General features: G+C 70.3%; 13 protein-coding genes and 1 pseudogene. 5 read left to right on the top strand and 9 right to left on the bottom strand.

What is annotated here, in order from left to right; all coding sequences use genetic code 11:
* A pseudogene (locus tag AB0I51_RS25165) lies at window positions 1-180 on the top strand (glucose-6-phosphate isomerase); the annotation flags it as partial.
* Window positions 181-243: 63 nt separating this feature from the next.
* Here AB0I51_RS25165 and pgl read toward each other — a convergent pair.
* Genes pgl through tkt form a run of 5 tightly spaced genes read right to left on the bottom strand, consistent with a single transcriptional unit; the run spans window position 244 to window position 6,931 of the window.
* Window positions 244-1,026, bottom strand: coding sequence for a 6-phosphogluconolactonase (gene pgl / locus AB0I51_RS25170; RefSeq protein WP_362978686.1), 783 nt, complete (start codon window positions 1,024-1,026; stop codon window positions 244-246).
* A gap of 6 nt (window positions 1,027-1,032) precedes the next feature.
* The gene (gene opcA, locus AB0I51_RS25175) at window positions 1,033-2,166 is read right to left on the bottom strand and encodes a glucose-6-phosphate dehydrogenase assembly protein OpcA (RefSeq protein WP_362978688.1); all 1,134 of its coding nucleotides are present in this window, start codon (window positions 2,164-2,166) and stop codon (window positions 1,033-1,035) included.
* Window positions 2,163-3,686, bottom strand: coding sequence for a glucose-6-phosphate dehydrogenase (gene zwf / locus AB0I51_RS25180; RefSeq protein ID WP_362978690.1), 1,524 nt, complete (start codon window positions 3,684-3,686; stop codon window positions 2,163-2,165). Before zwf ends, opcA begins: the two co-directional genes overlap by 4 nt.
* Window positions 3,687-3,690: 4 nt before the next feature.
* Window positions 3,691-4,809: a transaldolase gene (tal, locus tag AB0I51_RS25185; protein WP_362978692.1), complete on the bottom strand. Its 1,119-nt coding sequence runs from the start codon at window positions 4,807-4,809 to the stop codon at window positions 3,691-3,693.
* Window positions 4,810-4,843: 34 nt separating this feature from the next.
* Window positions 4,844-6,931 carry a transketolase gene (gene tkt / locus AB0I51_RS25190; protein WP_362978694.1) on the bottom strand — a complete coding sequence of 696 codons (2,088 nt, stop codon included), beginning with the start codon at window positions 6,929-6,931 and terminating at the stop codon, window positions 4,844-4,846.
* 356 nt (window positions 6,932-7,287) lie between these two features.
* Between tkt and AB0I51_RS25195 the strand changes: the two genes are divergently transcribed.
* The 4 genes from AB0I51_RS25195 to AB0I51_RS25210 all read left to right on the top strand — a co-directional run bounded on the left by AB0I51_RS25195 (window position 7,288) and on the right by AB0I51_RS25210 (window position 10,634).
* The gene (locus AB0I51_RS25195) at window positions 7,288-8,241 is read left to right on the top strand and encodes a heme o synthase (protein ID WP_200712143.1); all 954 of its coding nucleotides are present in this window, start codon (window positions 7,288-7,290) and stop codon (window positions 8,239-8,241) included.
* 78 nt (window positions 8,242-8,319) lie between these two features.
* The gene (locus AB0I51_RS25200) at window positions 8,320-8,652 is read left to right on the top strand and encodes a hypothetical protein (protein WP_362978696.1); all 333 of its coding nucleotides are present in this window, start codon (window positions 8,320-8,322) and stop codon (window positions 8,650-8,652) included.
* A 104-nt stretch (window positions 8,653-8,756) separates the two neighbouring features.
* Window positions 8,757-9,863, top strand: coding sequence for an amidohydrolase family protein (locus AB0I51_RS25205; RefSeq protein ID WP_362978698.1), 1,107 nt, complete (start codon window positions 8,757-8,759; stop codon window positions 9,861-9,863).
* 18 nt (window positions 9,864-9,881) lie between these two features.
* Window positions 9,882-10,634 carry a nucleotidyltransferase domain-containing protein gene (locus tag AB0I51_RS25210; RefSeq protein WP_362978700.1) on the top strand — a complete coding sequence of 251 codons (753 nt, stop codon included), beginning with the start codon at window positions 9,882-9,884 and terminating at the stop codon, window positions 10,632-10,634.
* Window position 10,635: 1 nt separating this feature from the next.
* On the opposite strand, the gene AB0I51_RS25215 is transcribed toward AB0I51_RS25210, so the two are convergent.
* Genes AB0I51_RS25215 through AB0I51_RS25230 form a run of 4 tightly spaced genes read right to left on the bottom strand, consistent with a single transcriptional unit; the run spans window position 10,636 to window position 14,271 of the window.
* The gene (locus tag AB0I51_RS25215; RefSeq protein ID WP_362978702.1) at window positions 10,636-11,646 is read right to left on the bottom strand and encodes a COX15/CtaA family protein; all 1,011 of its coding nucleotides are present in this window, start codon (window positions 11,644-11,646) and stop codon (window positions 10,636-10,638) included.
* A 46-nt stretch (window positions 11,647-11,692) separates the two neighbouring features.
* Window positions 11,693-12,409: an ABC transporter permease gene (locus AB0I51_RS25220; protein WP_362979028.1), complete on the bottom strand. Its 717-nt coding sequence runs from the start codon at window positions 12,407-12,409 to the stop codon at window positions 11,693-11,695.
* 59 nt (window positions 12,410-12,468) lie between these two features.
* Window positions 12,469-13,392: an ABC transporter ATP-binding protein gene (locus AB0I51_RS25225; RefSeq protein WP_362978704.1), complete on the bottom strand. Its 924-nt coding sequence runs from the start codon at window positions 13,390-13,392 to the stop codon at window positions 12,469-12,471.
* A gap of 30 nt (window positions 13,393-13,422) precedes the next feature.
* The gene (locus AB0I51_RS25230; protein WP_362978706.1) at window positions 13,423-14,271 is read right to left on the bottom strand and encodes an AAC(3) family N-acetyltransferase; all 849 of its coding nucleotides are present in this window, start codon (window positions 14,269-14,271) and stop codon (window positions 13,423-13,425) included.
* Between the last annotated feature and the right edge of the window lie 129 nt (window positions 14,272-14,400).

The following is a 14,400-nucleotide window of genomic DNA, read 5'->3' on the forward strand; positions in this document are numbered from 1 at the left end:
AAGGTGTTCGTGCAGGGAGCGGTCTGGAACATCGACTCCTTCGACCAGTGGGGCGTCGAGCTGGGCAAGGTCCTCGCCAAGCGCGTGGAACCCGCTCTGACCGAAGGCGCCGACGTGCCGGGCCTGGACGCGTCGACGACGGCCCTGGTCGCCAAGTACCGCGAGCTGCGCGGGCGTTGAGACGGCGAAGAGCCCGTACGACAGACGTGACGTCGTACGGGCTCTTCGACAGGTTGCCGGTTGTCAGGCCGAAGCCGGCGGATACAGCGCGCGGGGCAGCTGCGAGGCCGCCGCCGCGTCCAGCAGCCACAGGGTGCGGGCGCGGCCCTGGGCACCGGCGGCCGGTGCCTGGATCTCGCCCGCGCCGGAGAGCGCGATCGCCGCCGCCTCCGCCTTGTCCACGCCCGCCGCGAGCAGCCACACCTCACGAGCGGAGCGGATCGCAGGCAGGGTCAGGGTGACCCGGGTCGGCGGCGGCTTGGGTGCGCCGTGCACGCCGACCACCGTGCGCTCGGTCTCTCGTACAGCGGGCAGCTCCGGGAAGAGCGACGCCACATGGGTGTCCGGGCCGACGCCCAGCATCAGGACGTCGAAGGTCGGCACGGCGCCGTGGTTCTCGGGACCGGCGGACCGGGCGAGTTCCTCGGCGTAACCGGCCGCCGCAGCGTCCACGTCGGCGCCGTAGAGACCGTCCGACGCGGGCATGGCGTGCACGCGCTTCGGGTCCAGCGGCACCGCGTCGAGCAGCGCCTCGCGGGCCTGGGTGACATTGCGTTCCGGGTCGCCCTCGGGCAGGAACCGCTCGTCGCCCCACCACAGGTCCAGCCGGCCCCAGTCGATGGCGTCCCGGGCGGGCTGTTCCGCGAGAGCCGCCAGCAGACCGTTGCCGTTGCGGCCACCGGTGAGCACGATCGAGGCGTTGCCGCGCGAGGCCTGCGCGTCCACGATCTTCGTGATCAGCCGGGCCGCGGCGGCCTGGGCCATCAGTTCCTTGTCGCGGTGGACGACGAGTTGGGGAGTGCTCACTGCGGATCAGCCTTCTTGCTTCTTGACCGGGGGCATCTTCGCGGGGGTCGGCCGGTCGGCGTCACTCTCGACCGCCGAAGCGGAAGCCGATGCCGGAGCCGACTTGGCAGCCGCTGCCGGAACCGACGCGGGCGCCGCCTCCGGTACCGCGCGCACCGGCAGCGCCGGCACGGGCTGGTCGGCAGCCGCCTCGGCCCGTTCCGCCGCCGACTGGATCCCGCCCAGCCGGTCCACGCCGAACCGCAGCGCGGACGCGTAGGTGTCGTCCGGGTCGAGCCTGCGCAGCTCCTCCGCGAGCAGCTCGGACGTCTCGCGGCGCTTGAGGGCCACCGCGCGGTCCGGCTGGCCGGGAAGCGCCAGCGTGGCCATCGCCCCGTCCGACCGGTGCAGCGTGATGGGGCCGCCGGTCGTCTCCAGGCGGACCTGGGTCAGACCGGGACCGGCCGAGATCGCCCGCCGGACATGCACATGGAGCCGGTCGGCGAGCCACATCGCGAGCAGTTCGACGCTCGGGTTGGACTCCTCGCCCGCCACCTCGACGGAGACGATCTCCGTGGAGACCTGGTCGAGTGCGGCGGCCAGCATCGAACGCCACGGGGTGATCCGGGCCCAGGCCAGGTCGGTGTCGCCCGGTTCGTAGCTCTCGGCGCGGGACCGCAGCTCATCGACGGGCTTCTCCGCCGCGTAGCTGTCGGTGACCCGGCGCTGGCTCAGGGCGCCCAGCGGGTCGTTCGCCGGGTCGCGGGGCGCGTCCACCGACCACCAGACGACCACCGGCGCGTCCGGCAGCAGCAGCGGCAGCACCACGGACTGGGCGTGGTCGGAGACCTCGCCGTACAGCCGCAGGACGACCGTCTCTCCGCTGCCCGCGTCCGTGCCCACCCGTACCTCGGCGTCGAGGCGGGACTGGGTGCGGTCCCGGGGCGAGCGCGAGACGCGCTTGATGACGACGAGCGTGCGCGAAGGGTGCTCGCGCGACGCGTCGTTCGCGGCCTTCAGAGCGTCGTAGGCGTTCTCCTCGTCCGTGACGACGACGAGGGTGAGCACCATGCCGACGGCCGGGGTGCCGATGGCACGGCGGGCCTTCACCAGCCCCTTGTTGATCTTGCTGGCAGTGGTGTCGGTGAGGTCTATCTTCATGGCCGGCGCCAGCTCCGTCCCTCTCGTGCGAGCATTTCGTCCGCCTCGACCGGACCCCAGGTGCCGGACTGGTACTGCGCGGGCTTGCCGTGCTTGTCCCAGTACTGCTCGATCGGGTCGAGGATCTTCCAGGACAGCTCGACCTCCTCGGTGCGCGGGAAGAGGTTCGAGTCGCCCAGGAGGACGTCGAGGATGAGGCGCTCGTACGCCTCCGGGCTGGACTCCGTGAACGACTCGCCGTAGGCGAAGTCCATGGAGACGTCCCGGATCTCCATCGAGGTGCCGGGGACCTTGGAGCCGAAGCGGACCGTGACGCCCTCGTCGGGCTGGACGCGGAAGACGATCGCGTTCTGGCCCAGCTCCTCCGTCGCCGTATGGTCGAAGGGGGAGTGCGGGGCGCGCTGGAAGACGACCGCGATCTCGGTGACGCGGCGGCCCAGGCGCTTGCCGGTGCGCAGGTAGAAGGGGACGCCCGCCCAGCGGCGGTTGTCGACCTCGACCTTGATGGCGGCGTAGGTGTCGGTCTTCGACTGCGGGTCGATGCCGTCTTCCTGGAGGTAGCCGACGGCCTTCTCGCCGCCCTGCCAGCCCTCGGCGTACTGCCCGCGGACCGTGTTCTTGCCCAGGTCCTTCGGCAGGCGTACCGCGCCGAGCACCTTCTCCTTCTCGGCGGCCAGCGCGTCGGCGGAGAAGGAGGACGGCTCCTCCATCGCGGTCAGCGCCATCAGCTGGAGCAGGTGGTTCTGGATGACGTCACGGGCGGCGCCGATGCCGTCGTAGTAGCCGGCCCGACCGCCGATGCCGATGTCCTCGGCCATGGTGATCTGCACGTGGTCCACGAAGGACCGGTTCCAGATCGGCTCGAACATCGTGTTGGCGAAGCGGAGCGCCAGGATGTTCTGGACGGTCTCCTTGCCGAGGTAGTGGTCGATGCGGAAGACCTGGTCGGCGGCGAAGACCTCGTGCACGACCTTGTTGAGGTCCTCGGCCGACTTGAGGTCGTGGCCGAAGGGCTTCTCGATGACCGCGCGGCGCCAGGAACCGTTGTCCTGGTCGGCGAGACCGTGCTTCTTCAGCTGCTGGATGACGACCGGGAAGGAGCGCGGCGGTACCGACAGGTAGAAGGCGAAGTTGCCGCCTGTGCCCTGGGCCTTGTCCAGTTCGTCGATCGTGGAGCGCAGCCGCTCGAACGCGTCGTCGTCGTCGAAGGTGCCCTGGACGAAGCGCATCCCCTGGACGAGCTGCTGCCAGACCTCCTCACGGAACGGCGTACGGGCGTGCTCCTTGACCGCGTCGTGGACCTCCTGCGCGAAGTCCTCGTGGGCCCACTCGCGCCGGGCGAAGCCGACGAGCGAGAAACCCGGCGGCAGCAGACCCCGGTTCGCGAGGTCGTACACGGCGGGCATCAGCTTTTTGCGTGACAAATCGCCTGTGACGCCGAAGATGACCAGGCCCGACGGCCCCGCGATACGCGGGAGCCGTCGGTCGGCGGGGTCACGCAGCGGGTTGCTGCTCGACAAGGTTTCAGCCCTCCGAGGGGGCGAGGCGGGAGAGCTCCGCCTCGGTCGACTTGAGCAGGTCGGTCCAGGCCGCCTCGAACTTCTCGACGCCCTCGTCCTCCAGCAGCTGCACCACCTCGTCGTAAGAGATCCCGAGCGCCTCTACGGCGTCGAGCTCGGCGCGCGACTGCTCGTATGTGCCGGCGATGGTGTTGCCGATGATCTGACCGTGGTCCTCGGTGGCCTCGAGAGTGGCCTCCGGCATGGTGTTCACCGTGTTCGGCGCCACCAGGTCGTCCACGTACAGGGTGTCCTTGTACGCCTTGTCCTTGACACCGGTCGAGGCCCACAGCGGACGCTGCTTGTTGGCCTGTGCCTTGTCCAGGGCCAGCCAGCGGTCGGAGGAGAAGACCTCCTCGTACGCCTGGTAGGCGAGCCGCGCGTTGGCGAGACCGGCCTTGCCGCGGGCGGCCTTGGCCGCGTCGGTGCCAAGTGCGTCGATCCGCTTGTCGATCTCGGTGTCCACGCGGGACACGAAGAAGGACGCCACCGAGTGGATCTTGGAGAGGTCCAGGCCGCGCTCCTTGGCCTTCTCCAGGCCGGTGATGAACGCGTCCATGACCTCGCGGTAACGCTCCAGCGAGAAGATCAGGGTGACGTTGACGCTGATACCGAGGCCGATGGTCTCGGTGATCGCCGGGAGGCCCGCCCTGGTGGCCGGGATCTTGATGAGGGTGTTGGGACGGTCCACCAGCCAGGCGAGCTGCTTGGCCTCGGCGATGGTCGCCGCCGTGTTGTGGGCCAGCCGCGGGTCGACCTCGATCGACACGCGTCCGTCCTGGCCGCCGCTCGCGTCGTAGACCGGGCGCAGGATGTCGGCGGCGTCACGGACGTCCGCCGTCGTGATCATGCGGATCGCCTCTTCGACGGTGACCTTGCGGGCGGCGAGGTCGGTGAGCTGCTGCTCGTAACCGTCGCCCGACGAGATGGCCTTCTGGAAGATCGACGGGTTGGTGGTGACGCCCACGACGTGCTGCTGGTCGATCAGTTCGGCGAGGTTGCCGGACGTGATCCGCTTGCGCGACAGGTCGTCCAGCCAGATCGCGACGCCTTCCTCGGAGAGGCGCTTGAGTGCGTCTGTCATGGAAAATGCATCTCCTACGTGTCGTTTGTCAGCGTCAGCTCTGGGCGGCGGCGATGGATTCCCGGGCCTTGGCGGCCACGTTCTCGGCAGTGAAGCCGAACTCCTGGAAGAGCACCTTGCCGTCGGCGGAAGCCCCGAAGTGCTCCAGGGAAACGATGCGGCCGGCGTCCCCGACGAACCGGTACCAGGTCAGACCGATGCCGGCCTCGACCGCGACCCGCGCCTTGACCGACGGCGGCAGCACGCTGTCCCGGTACTCCTGGTCCTGTGCCTCGAACCACTCCACACAGGGCATGGACACGACCCGCGTCGGCACCCCGGAGGCCTCCAGCTGCTCGCGCGCCTCGACGGCGAGGTGGACCTCGGAACCGGTACCGATGAGGATCACCTCGGGCGTACCCGTGGACGCCTCGAACAGGACGTAACCGCCCTTGGCGGTGCCCTCGTTGGCCTCGTACGTCGGCACACCCTGACGCGTCAGCGCGAAGCCGTGCGGGGCGCCCTTGCCGTAGACCTTGGTGTAGCGGCGCAGGACCTCGCGCCAGGCGATCGCGGTCTCGTTGGCGTCGGCCGGGCGGATCACGTTCAGGCCCGGGATGGCGCGCAGCGAGGCCAGGTGCTCGACCGGCTGGTGGGTCGGGCCGTCCTCGCCCAGACCGATGGAGTCGTGCGTCCACACGTACGTCACCGGCACGTGCATCAGCGCGGAGAGCCGCACGGCGTTGCGCATGTAGTCGGAGAAGACGAGGAACGTACCGCCGTAGACACGGGTGTTGCCGTGCAGCGTGATGCCGTTCATCTCCGCGGCCATGGAGTGCTCGCGGATGCCGAAGTGGATCGTGCGGCCGTACGGGTTCGCCTCCGGCAGCGGGTTGTCCGCCGGGAGGAACGACGAGGTCTTGTCGATCGTCGTGTTGTTCGAGCCCGCGAGGTCGGCCGAGCCGCCCCACAGCTCGGGGATGACCGCGCCGAGCGCCTGGAGCACCTTGCCTGACGCGGCACGGGTGGCGACCCCCTTGCCCGCCTCGAACACCGGGAGCTTGTCCTCCCAGCCGGCCGGCAGCTCGCCCGCGGAGATGCGGTCGTACTCGGCGGCGCGCTCCGGGTTGTTGGTCCGCCACTCCTGGTACGACGGCTCCCACGCGGCCTTCGCCTCGCGGCCCCGCTCCAGCGCCTGACGGGTGTGCTTGAGGACGTCGTCGGAGACGTCGAAGGACTTCTCCGGGTCGAAGCCGAGGACGCGCTTGGTGGCCGCGACCTCTTCGGCACCGAGCGCCGAGCCGTGCGCGGCCTCGGTGTTCTGCGCGTTCGGCGCGGGCCAGGCGATGATCGAGCGCATCGCGATGAACGACGGCTTGTTCGTCACCTTCTTCGCGGCCTCGATGGCGTTGTAGATGGCGTGCGGGTCCAGGTCGCCGTCCGGCTTCGGGGCGACGCGCTGGACGTGCCAGCCGTACGCCTCGTAGCGCTTGACGGTGTCCTCGGAGACCGCGGTCTCGGTGTCGCCCTCGATGGAGATGTGGTTGTCGTCCCACAGGAGGATCAGGTTGCCGAGCTCCTGGTGGCCGGCGAGCGAGGACGCCTCTCCGGAGATGCCCTCCTGGAGACAGCCGTCACCGGCGATCGCGAAGATGTAGTGGTCGAAGGGGGACTCGCCCTGCGGGGCGTCCGGGTCGAACAGACCGCGCTCGTAGCGGGCGGCCATGGCCATGCCCACGGCGTTGGCGACACCCTGGCCCAGCGGGCCGGTGGTGGTCTCCACTCCGGTCGTGTGGCCGTACTCGGGGTGCCCCGGAGTCTTCGAGCCCCAGGTGCGGAACGCTTCCAGGTCGGCCAGCTCCAGGCCGAAACCGGCCAGATAGAGCTGCGTGTAGAGAGTCAGGGACGAGTGGCCGGCGGACAGCACGAACCGGTCGCGCCCCACCCAGTCGGCGTCGGCGGGGTCGTGCCGCATCACCTTCTGGAAGAGGGTGTAGGCGGCGGGCGCGAGGCTCATGGCCGTACCGGGATGGCCGTTACCGACCTTCTGTACGGCATCGGCGGCCAGGACGCGGGCGGTGTCCACGGCCCGCTGGTCCAACTCGGTCCACTCGAGGTCTGTGGTGGTCGGCTTGGTGCTCACCCTGAGTCAGGGCTCCTCTCCACATGTCACGCATGTCGGATGCCGGTGCACTTGGCGCCCACCGGCCGTTGTCGAGCCTACCCCCGTGAGAACGTGCATTTTTTCGAGTCATTCCAGACTGCCGGGACTCTCGGGGATCCGCCTCCCGACTGGCTCGTTTCGTATTCGGCAACTGAATACGGAGGTGCTCGTTCGAGTGCTCAACAGAGTGCTGATCAGCTCTTCCGGGGGCGGTGCCCAACACGACCCCACCCCCGCGAATGTCCGGGTCTGGGCAACGTCTACAGTGGCGTGGTACGCGCGAGCCTTTACGGGGAGTTCACACCCGGAGGCTTGCTGGGATGTCTCTGTCAGGGGTGTGCGTGACGGCCGTTGAATCCCGTCCAGCGGGGATTGTCGGGGCGAGTCAGAGCCCGAGCCGGCGGCCGATCGGGGCCCGGGTCATGGCGTTCGTGGCGCTGACCAAGCCGCGGATCATCGAGCTGTTGCTGATCACCACCGTTCCGGTGATGTTCCTGGCCCAGCAGGGTGTGCCCGACCTCAAACTGGTCCTTCTCACCTGCCTCGGCGGCTATCTCTCCGCCGGTGGCGCGAACGCGCTCAACATGTACATCGACCGCGACATCGACGCGCTCATGGACCGCACCTCGCAGCGCCCCCTCGTCACCGGGATGGTCAGCCCCCGCGAGTGCCTCGCCTTCGGCATCACCCTCGCCGTCGTCTCGACACTCCTCTTCGGCCTGACCGTCAACTGGCTGTCCGCGTGGCTCGCGCTCGGAGCGCTCCTCTTCTACGTCGTCGTCTACACGATGATCCTCAAACGACGTACCTCGCAGAACATCGTGTGGGGCGGAATCGCCGGCTGCCTCCCGGTCCTCATCGGCTGGTCCGCGGTCAAGGACTCCATGTCCTGGGCCCCCATCATTCTTTTCCTCGTCATGTTCTTCTGGACGCCGCCGCACTACTGGCCGCTCTCCATGAAGGTCAGGGACGACTACGCGCGCGTGGGCGTGCCGATGCTCCCGGTCGTCGCCTCCAACAAGGTGGTCGCCCGGCAGATCGTGATCTACAGCTGGGTCATGGTCGCGGTCTCCCTGCTCCTCACGCCCCTCGGCTACACGGGCTGGTTCTACACCCTGGTCGCCCTGCTGGCCGGAGGCTTCTGGCTGTGGGAGGCGCACGGCCTCCAGAACCGCGCCAAGGCCGAGGTGACCGGCGGCAAGCTCAAGGAGATGCGCCTCTTCCACTGGTCGATCACCTATGTGTCGATCCTCTTCGTGGCGATCGCGGTGGACCCCTTCCTCAGGTAGTGCACCAGCTCCTCCTGAGGCAGGAGTCACTCCCCCCGCCCGTCGCCGTTCGACCTACCCGTCGGTAGCATCCTGGCCATGGCAGACACGCAGCAGGTTGACGCGAAGGCCGAGCGCCAGGTGGCCCGCCTCGCCAAGCAGATCGGCACCTTCTCCAAGGCGCACGGCGGGGCCGAGGGCCAGGTCGCGTACATCGGGGAACGCGGCGCCCGCATCGTCCTCGTGGGCGAGGACGGCGGCTGGGGCGACCTGGTGGCCACGACCTACGAGATCGCCCAGCAGGCCGTCGAGAAGTCCGGGATCACCGTCCACGAGGCCTTCGACGGCGAGTTCGCGGCGAAGGTGACCACCGGTCGGTACGAGTGGACCCGCATGGCGGGCATCCAGGTCGGCGGCCCGAGCAACGGTTGACGACCGGGGCCCCCTCACACGGGGTGCGTACGAGCAACACCTCACCCCCGTTTCACCCGTTAGGCCCCGTACAAGCGACGCAGTCACCGCCACGGGGAGCCCGGATGATCGAAACGCCGTCCCTCGTGGACCAGTACTGCCACGGCGTACTGAGAACGGAGCTGGGCCTCGGCACCTTCGAGGCCCAACTCGCCCGCACCGAGGGCCCACCCGCCCCCGGCACCACCCTCTTCGACACCCAGACCGGATTCGCCGTACGACGATGGTGCCCGCCCCTGCTCGGCCTGGAGCCGCACTGTCCGCCCGCCCGCTATCTCGCCCGGCGCCGTGAACTCGGCGTACTGGAAGCGGGCCGCAGGCTGCTGCGCGGCAGTGGCATCACCACGTATCTGATCGACACGGGCCTGCCCGGCGACCTCACCGGGCCCGCCGAGATGGCGACGGCCGGTCAGGCGGACGCGCGGGAGATCGTCCGCCTCGAACTCCTCGCCGAACAGGTCGCCGACACCTCCGGCACCGTCGAGTCCTTCCTCGCCAACCTCGCCGAGTCGGTGCACGGCGCCGCGGTCGGCGCGGTGGCCTTCACCTCAGTGGCGGGCGTACGGCACGGTCTCGCGCTCGCGCCCGAACCCCCCGGCCCGGGCGAGGTCAGGGGCGCGGCGGGCCGCTGGCTGGCCGGGCGAAGGGTCGGCGGGGCGCTGAGCGACCCCGTGCTCCTGCGACACCTGCTGTGGATCGCCGTGGCGTCCGGGCTACCCCTCCAACTCCACGCCGGACTGGGTGAACCGGGCCTGCGTATCGACCGCACCGACCCCGTCCTGCTCACCGACTTCGTGCGCGCGACCGCCGGGCTCGGCACCGACCTCGTGCTGCTGCACAGCTACCCGTACCACCGGCACGCGGCCCACCTCGCGGGCGTCTTCCCGCACGTCTACGCCGACTCCGGCGCCGCCCTCGTCCGCACCGGCGCTCGCGCGGCGACCGTGCTCGCCGAGATCCTGGAGCTGGCCCCCTTCGGCAAGATCCTGTTCTCCAGCGGGGCCCACGGGCTGCCCGAACTGCACGTCGTGGGCGCCCGGTTGTTCCGCGAGGCGCTCGGGCGGGTGCTCGGCAACTGGGTCGCCGAGGGGGCGTGGTCGCCGGCCGACGCGCAGCGGGTCGCGGGACTGATCGCGGTCGGCAACGCGAAACGGGTGTACGGGCTGGAGTGAGCTGTACAGACTGGGCCAATGCCGACCGACGCGTTGCTCGCCCGCTTCCTGAACGAACTGGCCCCTCTGAAGCCCGTCGCCGTGTGGGCCCACGGTTCGCTCGCCGGGGGCGATTACCAGGAGGGGCGCAGCGACCTGGACCTGATAGCCATCCTGGACCATCCCCTCAAGCCGAGCACCGCCCGCCAACTCGTCGCTCTGCACCGGGGGTTGCGCACCGACCCCCTCGCCACCCACCTGCACTGCAGCTACCTCGCCCCCGGTACCCAGGACGCCCCGAACCAACGGCACCTCACCTGGGCCCACGACCACGTCACCCGCCGGCCCGTCACGCCCGTCACCCGGCGTGAACTGCACGACTTCGGGCGGGTGTTGCAGGGCGGATCACCGAAGCAGCTGCTGCCGGCCGTGACGGACCAGGAGCTGGGCGAGTTCGTCGTACGGGACCAGCGGGAGTTCTGGCGGCCGGCCGTCGACAAGGCGGACCTCTGGCACCAGGACATCTGGGTCGACCTCGGCCTGACCACCTTCGCCCGCGCGACCGTCACCCGACGGGATGGCCGGCTCATCACCAAGCGCGAGGCGCTCGACGTACTGCCCGGCCTCGGGGCCCCGGTGGAGGTAGTGGAGGACGTCGTACGGCGGCGCTACGACGATCCGGTACCGTCCTCGGCCGGCTCCGGAGAGGGCGACCGGCTCGACCGCCGGGCGGAGCTGACCCGGGCCTATCTCGGCCCGGCGATAGACGAGTTGGTCACCCGCTACGGGTGACTCACGCGCGCGTGGGCAGCGACTGCTCCACCGACGGCCCCGGCAGGTCCGCCACGACCGCCGGCCGCTCGCGCAGCGACAGCAGCACCCGCAGCACCCCGATCCACACCAGGCAGGAGCCGAGCATGTGGACGGCGACCAGGGCCTCGGGGAGGTTCGTGAAGTACTGGACGTAACCGATGACGCCCTGGGAGAGCAGGATCAGGAACAGCTCGCGGGTGCGGTCCAGGGGGCCCTTGGGGGCGTCGACCGCCTTGAGGACGAACCACAGGGCGAACGTCAGCGTGACCACGATCCAGGCGAGCACCGCGTGCAGCTTGGCGACCGTCTCCCAGTCGATCGGGATCCGCTCGACCTCCTTGGAGTCGCCCGCGTGCGGGCCCGCGCCGGTCACCACCGTGCCGACCGCGATCAGCAGCACGGAGGCCGTGACCAGGAACCACACCAGTTGCTGCACGGCCTTGCCGACCAGCGGCTTGGGCTCGCCGTCGCCCTCCCGGCTGCGCTGCCACATCAGCGTCGCGACCGCGATCAGCGCCGAGGAGAGCAGGAAGTGGGCCGCGACCGTGTACGGGTTGAGGCCGACCAGCACCACGATCCCACCGAGGATCGCGTTGCTCATCACGATCCAGAACTGCGCCCAGCCCAGCCGGGTGAGACCGCGGCGGTACGGCTTCTCCGAGCGCGCGGCGATGATCGCCCAGCCGACGGCGGCGCACAGCACGTACGTCAGCATCCGGTTGCCGAACTCGATGGCACCGTGGAAGCCCATCGCGCTGGTCGTGGTCAGCGAGTCGTCCGTGCACTTGGGCCAGGTCGGGCAGCCGAGCCCCGACCCCGTCAGCCGCACGGCACCGCCGGTGACCACGATGACCACCGACATCACGAGCGCGGCGAGAGCCGCCCGCCGAACCGTCCGGGGATCCGGGGTCCAGCGCGCGGCGATGAAGGCGAGGGGGTTGCGCACGGCGGCTACGGCGTCGGCGTGGGTCACGTTTGGCACGGGGACCATCGTAGGGGGGTGCTTGTGCACGCTTTCACGAGGGTCCGGCTCAGGCCTACTCCCAGCGGAAGAACGCCCCCGCCGCCCCCAGCCCCACGACCGCCCACACACCCAGGATCCCCAGGTCGCCCCAAGGCATCCCGGCCCCGTGCTGCAACACATCCCGCAGCCCGTCCGAAAGTGCCGAGATCGGCAGCAGCCCCAGCACGTCCTGGACCCCCGACGGGTACTTGTCCATCGGCACGATCACCCCGCCGCCGACCAGGAGCAGCAGGAACACCAGGTTGGCGGCGGCGAGGGTGGCCTCCGCCTTCAGGGTGCCCGCCATCAGGAGGCCGAGGCCGGAGAAGGCCCCCGTGCCGAGGATCAGGAGGAGGAGTACGGCGAAGGGGTTGCCGTGCGGGGACCAGCCCAGTGCGAAGGCGATCGCCGTCAGCAGGATGATCTGGAGGATCTCCGTGACCAGGACCGACGCCGTCTTCGCGGTCATCAGGCCCCAGCGGGGGAGCGGGGAGGACGCGAGGCGCTTCAGGACGCCGTAGCGGCGCTCGAAGCCCGTCGCGATGGCCTGGCCCGTGAACGCCGTCGACATCACGGCGAGCGCGAGGATCCCGGGGGCGAGGAAGTCGACGGACTTGCCCTTGCCGGTGTCGACGATGTCCACCGAGCTGAAGAGGACCAGCAGGAGGGTGGGGATGACCACCGTGAGGAGGAGCTGTTCGCCGTTGCGCAGGAGCATCTTCGTTTCGAGGAGCGCCTGTGCCGCGATCATGCGAGGGAGGGGGGCCGCCCCCGGTGCCGGGGTGTACGTCCCCGGGTCGGTGGTCGTCGTCACGAGCGCAGCTCCTTGCCGGTGAGTCCCAGGAACACGTCCTCCAGGGTGTGCCGTTCGACCGAGATCTTCTCCGGCATCACCCCGTGCTGCGCGCACCACGAGGTGACCGTGGCGAGCAGTTGCGGGTCGACCTTGCCGCCGACGCGGTAGGAGCCCGGGGTCAGTTCGGCGGCCGTGGAGTCGGCCGGGAGGGCCTTCAGCAGGGAGCCGACGTCGAGGCCGGGGCGGCCGGTGAAGCGGAGGGTGTTCTCGGCGCCGCCCCGGCACAGTTCCTCGGGGGAGCCGTGCGCGATGACCTTGCCGGCGTCGATGATCGCGACGTCGTCGGCGAGTTGCTCGGCCTCGTCCATGTGGTGGGTCGTGAGGACGACGGAGACGCCGTCCGCGCGGAGGTCGCGGATCAGGTCCCAGGTGGCGCGGCGGGCCTGCGGGTCGAGGCCCGCGGTCGGCTCGTCCAGGAAGACCAGTTCGGGGCGGCCCACGACGGCCATCGCGAGCGCGAGGCGCTGCTGCTGGCCGCCGGAGAGACGGCGGTACGTCGTACGGCCGCAACTGCCGAGCCCCAGGCGCTCGATGAGCGCGTCCACGTCCAGCGGGTGCGCGTGCAGCTTGGCCACATGGCGGAGCATCTCGTCGGCGCGGGCGCCCGAGTAGACCCCGCCGGACTGGAGCATCACGCCGATTCTGGGGCGCAGTGCCGCGGACTCGCGGACCGGGTCGAGGCCCAGGACGCGCACCGTGCCGGAGTCCGGCTTCCGGTACCCCTCGCAGGTCTCGACCGTGGTCGTCTTGCCCGCCCCGTTGGGACCCAGTACCGCGGTGACACCCGCATCGGCCTCCAGGTCGAGGCCGTTCACCGCGGTCTTCGTGCCGTACCGCTTCACCAGGGCCTGGACCTGGAGCACGGGCTCGCTTCGCATGGGCCCGAGTCTAGGTAGGCCGGCCTCGCCTCAGAGATGGGGGTCCCCCCGCTCGAACGAAGTTGAGAGTGGGGGAGGGGGCAGGATCTCCTCCTCACGGGGGCGGTGCAGGGGCAGCCACCGCTCGGCGTAGGCCACGGCGTCGCCCACCGGGAACAGCCGCACGTCGGCCGCGCCCGCCTTTCCGCGGACGACGGGACGGTCCCGTTCGAAGTCGTGGCCCAGTTCGTCGAAGCGGTCGGAGGAGATCGACACCTCGGTCACCGTCTCCCAGCCGTCCGGGCCGGGCCGGCCGACCGCGACCAGCGGGGACGGGATGCGGTACTCGGCCAGGTGGAAGCTCGTGCAGGTGTCGTAGCCCGCGCCGAGCAGCAGCACGCGCGCGTGGAGGCCCTCCAGGCGGGCCAGCGGGCTGCGCTCGCCGAGCCGGCAGTCGGTGGCGTGGCCGTCGAGGATCTCGGCGGCGTGCGGACCGATCGCCGCGAACGAGGTCTGCGGGTGCGCGGAGCGCCGGGCGCCGGGCCAGGTGCGGACGGTCTCCGGGACGACGCCCACGCCGCGCGAGGGCGTGACGAGGGGGTCGTAGGAGGGCATGGAGGTGCGGATGGTGTCCCACCATTCGCGGGGGACCGGCGGATTTACCCAGAGCGCCGGGTCCGAGAGGTCGCCGGTCTGGGTGGGGACCACCAGCGTGCCGGTCGGGCCGATGGCGTCGAGGAGGCCCTGGACGACCGAAACGGCGCCTCCGCAGACCCATCCGAGGGAGCTCAGGGAGGTGTGTACGAGGAGGATCTCGCCGGGGCGCACGCCTGCCTCGCGCAGGTCGGCGGCGAGCGTGTCCCGAGTGGCAAGTGGGCCGGTGGGAGGGGGTGTGGACATGGGTGGGGAGTCTCCCGGAAGGGGGTCGGCGGCGCCACCCGATTGATCGATCAAAGATCGTTTCCGCAGGTCGGATTAGGTATACCTAAGTGACGCACCGCACCGCCGGGTGGCCGGGACGCGGGTTGC

Source organism: Streptomyces sp. NPDC050549, from assembly GCF_040655035.1.
Taxonomy (GTDB): domain Bacteria; phylum Actinomycetota; class Actinomycetes; order Streptomycetales; family Streptomycetaceae; genus Streptomyces.